Raw genomic sequence first — 11,230 nt, 5'->3', positions numbered from 1 at the left:
CGAGGCCGTGCTGGCCGCGCAGCTGGACGCGTCGCTGCCCGCGAACGTGGTGCGCATTCCCGCCGGCATCCCCGAGACCGCCGCGCTGGGCGCGTTCACCGGCGCGATCGCCGTGACCAAGGCCTGAGGACGAGACGACCATGGAAAACTTCTACAACGCCGGCGCCTCGATGCTGGGCATGGTCTGGCCGGTGGTCTGGAGCCTGCTCAAGATCATCGCCGTGCTGCTGCCGCTGCTGGGCTGCGTCGCCTACCTGACGCTGTGGGAACGCAAGGCCATCGGCTGGTCGCAGATCCGTCCGGGCCCGAACCGGGTCGGTCCGATGGGCCTGCTGACGCCGATCGCCGACGCGGTGAAGCTGATCTTCAAGGAGATCATCGTCCCGAGCGCCGCCAACAAGGGCCTGTTCTTCCTCGGCCCGATCATGACCATCATGCCGGCGCTGGCGGCCTGGGCCGTCGTGCCCTTCGGCCCCGGCGCGGCGATCGCCGACGTCAATGCCGGCCTGCTGTTCCTGATGGCCATCACCTCGCTGGAGGTCTACGGCGTGATCATCGCGGGCTGGGCGTCCAACTCGAAGTACGCCTTCCTGGGCGCGCTGCGCGCCTCGGCCCAGATGGTGTCCTACGAGATCGCGATGGGCTTCTGCCTGGTCGTGGTGCTGATGGTCACCGGCTCGATGAACGTCAGCGCCATCGTCACCAGCCAGGAACATGGGTGGTTCGCGTCGCACGGCGTGAATGTCCTGTCGTGGAACTGGCTGCCGCTGCTGCCGATCTTCCTCGTGTACTTCATCTCCGGCCTGGCCGAGACCAATCGCCATCCGTTCGACGTCGTCGAAGGCGAATCGGAAATCGTGGCCGGCCACATGATCGAGTACTCGGGCATGTCCTTCGCGATGTTCTTCCTGGCCGAGTACGCCAACATGATCCTGGTGTCGGCCCTGGCGGTGCTGATGTTCCTGGGCGGCTGGTCGGCGCCGATCTCCTGGTCGCTGCTGGGCATGGACACGCCGGCCTTCGTCCAGCAGACCATGGCCTTCTGGAACTGGTTCTGGCTGTTCGCCAAGACCTTCTTCGTCGTGACCTGCTTCCTGTGGGTGCGCGCGACCTTCCCGCGCTATCGCTATGACCAGATCATGCGTCTGGGCTGGAAGATCTTCATTCCGGTCACCCTGGTGTGGCTCGTCGTGGTGGGTCTGTGGATCCAGTCGCCGTTCAACATCTGGAAGTAATCCGAGGTATCTGCTGTGATCAAGGACCTAGTCAAGAGCTTCATGCTCACCGAGCTGCTGAAGGGCATGGCCCTGACGGGCCGGCATTTCCTCTCGAAGAACATCACGGTGCAGTTCCCGGAAGAGAAGACGCCGCTGTCTCCTCGCTTCCGCGGCCTGCACGCGCTGCGCCGGTATGAGAACGGCGAGGAGCGCTGCATCGCCTGCAAGCTGTGCGAGGCCGTGTGCCCCGCCATGGCGATCACGATCGAATCGGACGTCCGTGCCGACGGCTCGCGCCGCACCACGCGCTACGACATCGACCTGACCAAGTGCATCTTCTGCGGCTTCTGCGAAGAGAGCTGCCCGGTCGACTCGATCGTCGAGACCGACATCTTCGAATACCACGGCGAGAAGCGCGGCGACCTCTACTTCACCAAGGAGATGCTCCTGGCGGTGGGGGACCGGTACGAGCCGCAGATCGCAGCCAGCAAGGAGGCCGACGCCAAGTACCGCTGACCGGTCGAGCGGCTGCCCGGACCCTCGCGCGAGCGAGGGGAGGGCGCCGCGGCCGGCGGCCTGCTTGCAGGAAATCGCATGGATATCACTACCGCGCTGTTCTTCGTCTTCTCGGCCGTGCTGCTGGGCTCCGCGTTCCGTGTCATCACGGCCAAGAGCACCGTTCACTCGGCCCTGTTCCTGATCCTGTCGTTCTTCAGTGCCTCCTGCCTGTGGATGCTGCTGAAGGCCGAGTTCCTGGCTATCACGCTGGTGCTGGTCTACATCGGCGCCGTCATGGTGCTGTTCCTGTTCGTCGTGATGATGCTGGACTTCGAGTCCACCGCCGTGCGCGAGAGCATCTGGAAGCACCTGCCGGTGGCCAGCCTCGTCGGCGCGCTGATCGCGCTGGAGATCGCGGCCGTGCTGATGGGCGGCTTCCGCGGCGTCGAGAACGCGCCCGAGATCGCCGGCATGGCGCAGTTCGGCAACACCAAGCTGCTGGGCATCGAGATCTACACGAACTACCTGTTCCCGCTGCAGATCGCCGCCGTGCTGCTGCTGGTGGCGATCATCGCGGCGATCGCGCTGACGCTGCGCGGCCGCAAGGACTCGCGCCACCAGGACGCCTCGCAGCAGGTCAAGGTCAAGAAGGCCGACCGCCTGCGCATCGTGAAGGTCGCCCCCACCGTCGAAGCCCCGTCCGTGGCGGCGGCTGACAAGAACGAAGGAGCCGTGTGATGGGTGCGCTGAGCCTGAACCACTTCCTGATCCTGGGCGCGTTCCTGTTCGCGCTGTCGGTGATCGGCATCTTCCTGAACCGCAAGAACCTGATCGTGCTGCTGATGGCCATCGAGCTGATGCTGCTGGCGGTCAACATGAACTTCGTCGCGTTCTCGCACTACCTGGGCGACATGGCTGGCCAGGTGTTCGTGTTCTTCATCCTGACCGTGGCGGCCGCCGAGTCGGCGATCGGCCTGGCGATCCTGGTCGTGCTGTTCCGCAACCGCAGCAGCATCGACGTGGAAGAGCTGGACGCCCTCAAGGGCTGACGAGGGAAGCGAGAAAAACAATGTCTGCAACACTCTCCCAGAACCTGCTGCTGGCGGTGCCGCTGGCCCCGCTGGCGGGCGCCATCGTGGCGGGCCTGTTCGGCAAGCAGGTGGGCCGCCGCGGCGCCCACGTCGTCACCATCCTGGGCGTGCTGATCGCCTTCATCCTCTCGGCGATGACGCTGAGCGCGGTGCTCGACGGCGCGCGCTTCAACCAGACCGTCTACGAATGGATGGTGCTGGGCGGCCTGAAGATGGAAGTCGGCTTCATGATCGACGGCCTGTCCGCGATGATGATGTGCGTGGTGACCTTCGTCTCGCTGATGGTGCACATCTACACCATCGGCTACATGGAGGAAGACCCCGGCTACCAGCGCTTCTTCAGCTACATCTCGTTGTTCACCTTCAGCATGCTGATGCTGGTGATGTCCAACAACATGCTGCAGCTGTTCTTCGGCTGGGAAGCGGTGGGCCTGGTGTCCTACCTGCTGATCGGCTTCTGGTACACGAAGCCGACGGCCATCTTCGCCAACATGAAGGCCTTCCTGGTGAACCGGGTGGGCGACTTCGGCTTCATCCTGGGCATCGGCCTGCTGGTGGCCTACGGCGGTTCGCTGAACTACACCGAGACCTTCGCCAAGTCGGCCGAGCTGGCCAAGATCGGTTTTGCCAACCCCTTCGGCGGCGAGCCCTGGATGATGCTGAGCGTGGCCTGCATCTGCCTGTTCATCGGCGCGATGGGCAAGTCGGCGCAGTTCCCGCTGCACGTCTGGCTGCCGGACTCGATGGAAGGCCCGACCCCGATCTCGGCGCTGATCCACGCGGCGACGATGGTGACGGCCGGCATCTTCATGGTGTCCCGCTTCAGCCCGCTGTTCGAGCTGTCGGACACCGCGCTGAACTTCGTCATGATCATCGGCGCGATCACCGCGCTGTTCATGGGCTTCCTGGGCATCATCCAGAACGACATCAAGCGCGTGGTCGCGTACTCGACGCTGTCGCAGCTAGGCTACATGACGGTGGCGCTGGGCGCCTCGGCCTACTCGGTCGCCGTGTTCCACCTGATGACGCACGCGTTCTTCAAGGCGCTGCTTTTCCTGGGCGCGGGCTCGGTGATCATCGGCATGCACCATGACCAGGACATCCGCAACATGGGCGGCCTGCGCAAGTACATGCCCATCACCTGGATCACCTCGCTGCTGGGCTCGCTGGCGCTGATCGGCACGCCGTTCTTCTCGGGCTTCTACTCGAAGGACTCGATCATCGAGGCGGTCCATGCCTCCCACCTGCCGGGCGCGGGCTTCGCCTACTTCGCGGTGGTGGCCGGCGTCTTCGTGACGGCGTTCTACAGCTTCCGGATGTACTTCCTGGTCTTCCACGGCAAGGAGCACTTCCACCACAAGCCCTTCCCGGGCGAGCACGACCATCACGACGACCACGGTCACGGGCATGACCACACGCCGCACGAGTCGCCCTGGGTGGTGACGGTGCCGCTGATCCTGCTGGCGATCCCGTCGGTGGTGATCGGCTACCTGACGATCGGCCCGATGGTGCACGGCGAGTTCTTCAAGGACGCGATCGTCGTGAACCACGAGCTCCACCACGCGATGCACGAGCTGGGCGAGGAGTTCCACGGTGCCTTCGCGATGGCGCTGCACAGCCTGCAGACGCTGCCGCTGTGGCTGGCCGTGGCCGGCGTGGCGGTCTCCTACTGGTTCTACATGATCAGCCCGGCGATCCCGGCCGCGATCGCGCGCACCTTCCGCCCGATCGTGACGATCCTCGAGAACAAGTACTACATGGACTGGTTCAACGAGAACGTGCTGGCCCGCGCGGCCCGCGCCCTCGGCACCGGCCTGTGGAAGGCCGGCGACCAGGGCGTCATCGACGGCGTCCTGATCAACGGCTCCGCGCGCACGGTGGGCGGCATCGCCGGCCTGGTGCGCCTGATCCAGACCGGCCACCTGTACTGGTATGCGCTGGTCATGATCCTGGGTGTCGTGGGTCTGATGACCTGGCAGCTGTGGCCTTCCATGTGGCCCCAATTCAAGGCCCTGCTGGGTCTGTGACGCGGGCGGAGAATAAGAATGTTGCTGAGTCTCTCCATCTGGCTGCCCATCGTCTGCGGTGGCCTGCTGCTCGCGCTCGGACGCGACAACAACACCGGCGCGGTGCGCTGGATGGCGCTGGTCGCGTCGGTCGCCTCCTTCCTGGTGACGCTGCCGCTGATCACCGGCTTCGACACCTCGACGGCGGCGATGCAGTTCGTCGAGAACGCGTCCTGGATCGAGCGCTTCAACATCCACTACCACCTGGGCGTGGATGGCATCTCGATGTGGTTCGTGCCGCTGACGGCCTTCATCTCGATCATCGTGGTGATCGCGGCCTGGGAAGTGATCGAGACGCGGGTGCACCAGTACATGGGCGCCTTCCTGATCCTGTCGGGCCTGATGATCGGCGTGTTCTGCGCGCTCGACGGCATGCTGTTCTACGTGTTCTTCGAGGCCACGCTGATCCCGATGTACATCATCATCGGCGTCTGGGGCGGACCTCGGCGCGTGTACGCGGCCTTCAAGTTCTTCCTGTACACGCTGGCCGGCTCGCTGCTGATGCTGATCGCGCTGCTCTACCTGTACAGCCAGTCGGGCAGCTTCGAGATCCTGGACTGGCACAAGCTGCCGCTGCCGATGTCGGCGCAGTCGCTGCTGTTCTTCGCCTTCTTCGCGGCCTTCGCGGTGAAGGTGCCGATGTGGCCGGTGCACACGTGGTTGCCGGACGCCCACGTGGAGGCGCCGACCGGCGGCTCGGTGGTGCTGGCGGCCATCATGCTGAAGCTGGGCGCCTACGGCTTCCTGCGCTTCTCGCTGCCGATCGCGCCTGACGCGGCCCGTCACTACGACTGGTTCATCATCGGCCTGTCGCTGATCGCGGTGATCTACATCGGCCTGGTGGCCATGGTCCAGCGCGACATGAAGAAGCTGGTGGCCTATTCGTCGGTCGCCCACATGGGCTTCGTGACCCTGGGCTTCTTCATCTTCAACGAGCTGGGCATCTCCGGCGGCCTGGTGCAGATGATCTCGCACGGCTTCGTCTCGGGCGCGATGTTCCTGTGCATCGGCGTGCTCTACGACCGCGTGCATTCGCGTGAGATCGCCGACTACGGCGGCGTCGTCAACACGATGCCCAAGTTCGCGGCGCTGGCGGTGTTCTTCGGCATGGCCAACTGCGGCCTGCCGGCGACCGCGGGCTTCGTGGGCGAGTGGATGGTGATCCTGGGCTCGGTGCAGCACAACTTCTGGATCGGCCTGCTGGCGGCCACGGCGCTGATCTTCGGCGCGGCCTACACGCTGTGGATGATCAAGCGCGTCTACTTCGGCGCGGTGACCAACGACAACGTCCGCAACCTGACCGACATCAACGGCCGCGAGTTCCTGATGCTGGGCGTGCTGGCGATCGCGACGCTCTACATGGGCGTGTATCCGAAGCCGTTCACCGACGTGATGCACCCATCCGTCGACGCGCTGCTCAAGCACGTCGCGGTGTCCAAGCTCCAATAAGGGCCCAACACAATGAATGACATGAACTGGGTCGCGGTCTATCCCGAAATCCTGCTGCTGGTGCTGGCCTGCGTGGTCGCGCTGGTGGACCTGTTCGTCACCGACCCGCGCCGCACGCCGACCTACTGGCTGACGCAGCTGAGCCTGGCGGTGGTGGGCGCGATGCACTTCGCCGCGATGGGCAACGCGCCGGCCGAGGCGATGCAGGGCCTGCTGGTCGTCGATCCGCTGAGCCACCTGCTCAGCGGCGTGAGCGCGCTGGCGCTGATCATCACGCTGGTCTATGCGCGTCCCTACGCCGAGTCCCGCGAGATGCTCAAGGGCGAGCTGTTCACCCTGAGCCTGCTGGCGCTGCTGGGCGTGAACGTGATGGTGGCGTCCAACAACTTCCTGTCGATCTACCTCGGCCTGGAGCTGATGAGCCTGTCGCTGTACGCGCTGACCGCGCTGCGTCGCGACCACACCATCTCGACCGAAGCCGCGATGAAGTACTTCGTGCTGGGCGCGCTGGCCTCGGGCTTCCTGCTGTACGGCCTGTCGATGATGTACGGCGCCACCGGCTCGCTGTCGATCCCGCGCGTGTTCGAGGTGATCTCCAGCGGCACGGTCAACAAGGGCGTGCTGGTGCTGGGCGTGGTGTTCGTCGTCGCCGGCCTGGGCTTCAAGCTGGGCGCCGCGCCGTTCCACATGTGGGTGCCGGACGTCTACCAGGGCGCGCCGACCGCCGCGACGCTGCTGATCGGCGGCGCGCCCAAGCTGGCCGCGCTGGGCATCGCGCTGCGCCTGCTGGTGGAGGGCATGCTGCCGCTGGCCACGGACTGGCAGCAGATGCTGCTGGTGATGGCGGTGGCCTCGCTGGTGGTGGGCAACCTGGCCGCGATCGCGCAGAGCAACCTGAAGCGGATGCTGGCGTACTCGACGATCTCGCAGATGGGCTTCGTCGTGCTGGGCCTGGCCTCGGGCGTGGTGAACGGCCAGCCGGACAACCATGCGCTGAATGCCTACAGCTCGGCGATGTTCTACGCGATCACCTACGTGCTGACGACGCTGGGCAGCTTCGGCCTGATCATGCTGCTGGCGCGCCAGGGCTTCGAGTCCGAGCAGATCAGCGACCTGGCCGGCCTGTTCAAGCGCAGCCCCTGGTATGCGCTGGTGATGGCGATCTACATGTTCTCGCTGACCGGCATTCCGCCGACGGTGGGCTTCTACGGCAAGCTGGCCGTGCTGCAGGCGATGGTCACGACCGGCCAGTCGCTCTACCTGTGGCTGGCGGTGGTGGCGGTGGTGCTGTCGCTGATCGGCGCGTTCTACTACCTGCGTGTCGTGAAGGTCATGTTCTTCGATGAACCGACCGACCACGCCCCGCTGAACGCCCCGGCCGACGCGCGCCTGGTGATGTCGCTCAACGGCATCGCGGTGCTGGCCTTCGGCCTGCTGCCCGGCGGCCTGCTGGCGCTGTGCGGCCAGGCCGTGACCCGCGCGCTGGCGCACTGAGCGCGCGCTGAGCGGACCCGGGATGGAGCAGGGCGCTTCGGTGTGGGTGGTGCTGGTGGTCGCGCTGGTCGCGGCCAACCTGCCTTACCTCAGTTCGCGCATCCTGCTCGTCGGGCCGCGCCGCGATCCCAAGGCCGCCGGCTGGCGGCTGCTGGAACTCTTCCTGCTGGCGCTGACGACGCTGGCCGTCGGCTTCGGGCTGGAGGCTCGGCTTGGTCAGCGCGCGCCGCAGGGTTGGGAGTTCTACGCGGCGGCGCTGGCGCTGTTCGTGACGCTGGGCTTCCCGGGCTTCGTGTGGCGCTACCTGCGCCGCTCGCGGTCCAAGGTGCGAGAGTTCGATGACGAAGAAGCTGCCTGAGGCCCTTCGCCCCGATGCCGACGGCGTGGTCGGCATTCCCCCGGCGGCCGATGCCGATCCCCATCTGCGCGAGACCCCGCTGAGTTCCGACTGGATCCTGCGGGGCAACTTCCTTCATGCCAAGCGCGACCGCATCGCGCTGCCCAACGGCCGCGAAGCGACGCGCGAGTACATCCGCCATCCCGGCGCCGCCGTGATCGTGCCGCTGCTGGACGACGGCCGCGTGCTGCTCGAGCGCCAGTACCGCTACCCGATGGGCCGCGTGGTGCTGGAGTTCCCCGCCGGCAAGCTGGATCCGCTGGAACCCCCGCTGCGCTGCGCGATGCGCGAGCTGGTCGAGGAGACCGGCTACACCGCGCGCGAGTGGGCCTACGCCGGCGTGATGCACAACGCGATCGCCTATTCGGACGAGCGCATCGAGGTCTTCTTCGCGCGCGGGCTGGTCGCCGGCGAGCGCCGCTTGGACGACGAGGAGTTCCTCGACCTGCTGGCCGTGGGCGAGGACGAGCTGGACCGCATGGCCTTCGACGGCCGCGTCACCGACGCCAAGACCCTGACCTGCCTGCTGTGGCTGCAGCGCTGGCGCGCCGGCGCATGGCCTTTGGACTGGATGCCGGCGGCCGAGGCGGCGAGCCGCTAGCATCGGCCGATCATGCTGGTTCTGAATCTGGCCTGCGAGACAGGCCATTCCTTCGAAGGCTGGTTCGCGTCGGCCAACGACTTCGAATCGCAGCAGCAGCGCGGCCTGCTGAGCTGCCCGCTGTGCAACAGCGCCAAGGTGCGCAAGATGCCGAGCGCCCCGCGGCTGAACCTCTCCGCCGCCGAGCCCGCGCCGGCCCGGCCGCGCGCGCCGGCGGCGCCGTCCCCCGAGCCCACCGCACCGGCGCTGCCGCCTGGCGCGCCGTGATCGCCGCCGAACTGCAGAAGCAGGTGATCCAGGCGGTGCGCACGCTGATGGCCAACACCGAGGACGTCGGCGACCGCTTCGCCACCGAGGCCCGCCGCATCCATTACGGCGAGGCCCAGGAGCGCGGCATCCGCGGTCGCGCCACGCCCGACGAGGCGCGTGAACTGGCGGACGAAGGCATCGACATCGTCGCACTGCCGGTGCCCGACGCGCTGAAAGACCCTCTCCAGTAACGACCTGACGCCTCGTGGGATTGCGGGCGATGCCGGGGCCGGTGTCGAATCGCGCGGTCGCATCTGTTGAGGAATCAGGTTCATGAAGACTTTCCGATTGCTTGTCTGCGCCGCGGCGGCGACCGCGTCGTTCGCGTTCGCGCCGGTCGCGCCGTCGTATGCGGCCTCCGCCGCGCCGGTGGCCGCGCCCAACGGGATGGTGGTGACGGCGCAGCACCTGGCCACGCGCGTCGGCGTCGACGTGCTGAAGGACGGCGGCAATGCCGTCGATGCCGCGGTGGCGGTGGGATATGCGCTGGCGGTGGTGTACCCGGCCGCGGGCAACCTGGGCGGCGGCGGCTTCATGACCATCCAGCTCGCCGACGGTCGCAAGACCTTCCTGGACTTCCGCGAGAAGGCGCCGCTGGCCGCCACGGCCAACATGTACCTGGACAAGGACGGCAACGTCGTCAAGGGCCTGAGCACGCATGGCCACCTGGCGGTGGGCGTGCCGGGCACGGTGTCGGGGCTCGAGTACGCGCGCGAGAAGTACGGGACGATGAAGCGCCAGACGCTGATCGCGCCGGCGGTCGCGCTGGCGGACCGCGGCTTCGCGCTGGACCAGGGCGACGTCGACATGTTCCAGACGGCGACCAAGGACTTCGAGGCCGATCCCGCGTCCGCGGCGATCTTCCTGAACAAGGGCAAGGCCTTCCAGCCCGGCGACAAGCTGGTGCAGAAGGACCTGGCGAAGACGCTGCGCGAGGTCTCGGCCAAGGGCACCGACGGCTTCTACAAGGGCTGGGTGGCGAAGGCGCTGGTCGAGTCGAGCCAGGCCGGCAAGGGCATCCTGACGCAGGCCGACCTGGACCAGTACCGCACGCGCGAGCTGGCGCCGGTCGAGTGCGACTACCGCGGCTACCACGTGGTGTCGGCGCCGCCGCCGAGTTCGGGCGGCGTGATCATCTGCGAGATGCTCAACATCCTGGAGGGCTATCCGCTGCGGCAGCTGGGCTGGGGCTCGGCGCAGGGCGTGCATTACCAGATCGAGGCGATGCGGCATGCCTACGTCGACCGCAACAGCACCCTCGGCGATCCGGACTTCGTGAAGAACCCGCTGCAGCGGCTGCTGGACAAGGACTACGCGGCCAAGATCCGCGCCGCGATCGATCCGGCCAAGGCCGGGGTGTCGCAGGACCTCAAGCCGGGCGTGCCGCCGCATGAGGGCAGCAACACCACGCATTACTCCATCGCCGACAAGTGGGGCAACGCGGTGTCGGTGACCTACACGCTGAACGACTGGTTCGGCGCCAAGGTCACCGCCGCGAAGACCGGCGTGCTGCTCAACAACGAGATGGACGACTTCACCTCCAAGGTGGGCGTGCCCAACATGTACGGCCTGGTGCAGGGCGAAGCCAATGCGATCGCTCCGGGGAAGCGGCCGCTGTCCTCGATGAGCCCGACGATCGTGACCAAGGACGGCAAGCCGGTGATGGTGGTGGGCACACCGGGCGGCAGCCGCATCATCACGGCGGTGCTGCAGACGATGATCAACGCGATCGACTACGACATGAACGTCCAGGAGGCGGTGGACGCACCGCGCTTCCACCACCAGTGGATGCCGGACCTGACGAACGTGGAGCCCTACGCGCTGTCGCCGGACACGCGCCGGATCCTCGAGGGCATGGGCCACAAGCTGGGTGCGCCGCATCCAGCGAACCACCTGGCGGCGATCATCGTCGGCGCGCCTTCGCTGAACGGGAAGCCGGTGGGCAACAACCGGTTCTACGGCGCGAATGATCCGCGCCGCAATACGGGGCTGGCCGCCGGTTATTGAGCGCGGTTGTCGGGGCGGGCATCGAACCCGGGTATCGAGCCCGGGGATCGAATCCGGCTATTGAGCCGAGGCGGCGGAAGCCGCCGCGCTGCCGCGGCCGC

At 66.8% G+C, this 11,230-nt stretch carries 10 protein-coding genes and 1 pseudogene; all 11 read left to right on the top strand.

The features are described 5' to 3' along the window. Positions 1 to 140: 140 nt before the first annotated feature. The 11 genes and pseudogenes from nuoH (at position 141) to ggt (ending at position 11,129) form a co-directional block, all read left to right on the top strand. Complete coding sequence (nuoH, locus tag FUT87_RS09360) at positions 141 to 1,235, top strand: NADH-quinone oxidoreductase subunit NuoH (RefSeq protein ID WP_147240858.1); 1,095 nt, start codon at positions 141 to 143, stop codon at positions 1,233 to 1,235. 15 nt (positions 1,236 to 1,250) lie between these two features. After that, positions 1,251 to 1,733: an NADH-quinone oxidoreductase subunit NuoI gene (gene nuoI / locus FUT87_RS09355; RefSeq protein WP_088407447.1), complete on the top strand. Its 483-nt coding sequence runs from the start codon at positions 1,251 to 1,253 to the stop codon at positions 1,731 to 1,733. A gap of 78 nt (positions 1,734 to 1,811) precedes the next feature. Beyond that, positions 1,812 to 2,453, top strand: a complete 642-nt coding sequence (locus tag FUT87_RS09350; protein ID WP_147240857.1) for an NADH-quinone oxidoreductase subunit J — start codon at positions 1,812 to 1,814, stop codon at positions 2,451 to 2,453. Beyond that, positions 2,453 to 2,764 (top strand): NADH-quinone oxidoreductase subunit NuoK, encoded by a 312-nt coding sequence (gene nuoK / locus FUT87_RS09345; protein WP_067273420.1) that lies wholly within the window; start codon positions 2,453 to 2,455, stop codon positions 2,762 to 2,764. Before FUT87_RS09350 ends, nuoK begins: the two co-directional genes overlap by 1 nt. Positions 2,765 to 2,784: 20 nt before the next feature. Then, positions 2,785 to 4,833: an NADH-quinone oxidoreductase subunit L gene (gene nuoL / locus FUT87_RS09340; RefSeq protein ID WP_091724287.1), complete on the top strand. Its 2,049-nt coding sequence runs from the start codon at positions 2,785 to 2,787 to the stop codon at positions 4,831 to 4,833. 18 nt (positions 4,834 to 4,851) lie between these two features. After that, entirely contained in the window at positions 4,852 to 6,321 is a 1,470-nt protein-coding gene (locus tag FUT87_RS09335) for an NADH-quinone oxidoreductase subunit M (protein WP_147240856.1), read from the top strand. A gap of 12 nt (positions 6,322 to 6,333) precedes the next feature. Continuing rightward, positions 6,334 to 7,815: an NADH-quinone oxidoreductase subunit NuoN gene (gene nuoN, locus FUT87_RS09330; protein ID WP_147240855.1), complete on the top strand. Its 1,482-nt coding sequence runs from the start codon at positions 6,334 to 6,336 to the stop codon at positions 7,813 to 7,815. A 22-nt stretch (positions 7,816 to 7,837) separates the two neighbouring features. Beyond that, positions 7,838 to 8,173: a DUF2818 family protein gene (locus FUT87_RS09325; protein WP_147240854.1), complete on the top strand. Its 336-nt coding sequence runs from the start codon at positions 7,838 to 7,840 to the stop codon at positions 8,171 to 8,173. Beyond that, entirely contained in the window at positions 8,154 to 8,813 is a 660-nt protein-coding gene (locus FUT87_RS09320) for an NUDIX domain-containing protein (protein ID WP_091724291.1), read from the top strand. Before FUT87_RS09325 ends, FUT87_RS09320 begins: the two co-directional genes overlap by 20 nt. A 12-nt stretch (positions 8,814 to 8,825) precedes the next feature. Then, a pseudogene (locus FUT87_RS30510) lies at positions 8,826 to 9,313 on the top strand (DUF1178 family protein). Between the two features lie 196 nt (positions 9,314 to 9,509). Further along, positions 9,510 to 11,129, top strand: coding sequence for a gamma-glutamyltransferase (gene ggt / locus FUT87_RS09310; RefSeq protein WP_255489572.1), 1,620 nt, complete (start codon positions 9,510 to 9,512; stop codon positions 11,127 to 11,129). Positions 11,130 to 11,230 lie beyond the last annotated feature (101 nt).

Source organism: Mitsuaria sp. TWR114, from assembly GCF_007997345.1.
Note: the sequence above shows the minus strand (reverse complement) of the source record. Positions and strands in the feature narration are given on the sequence as shown.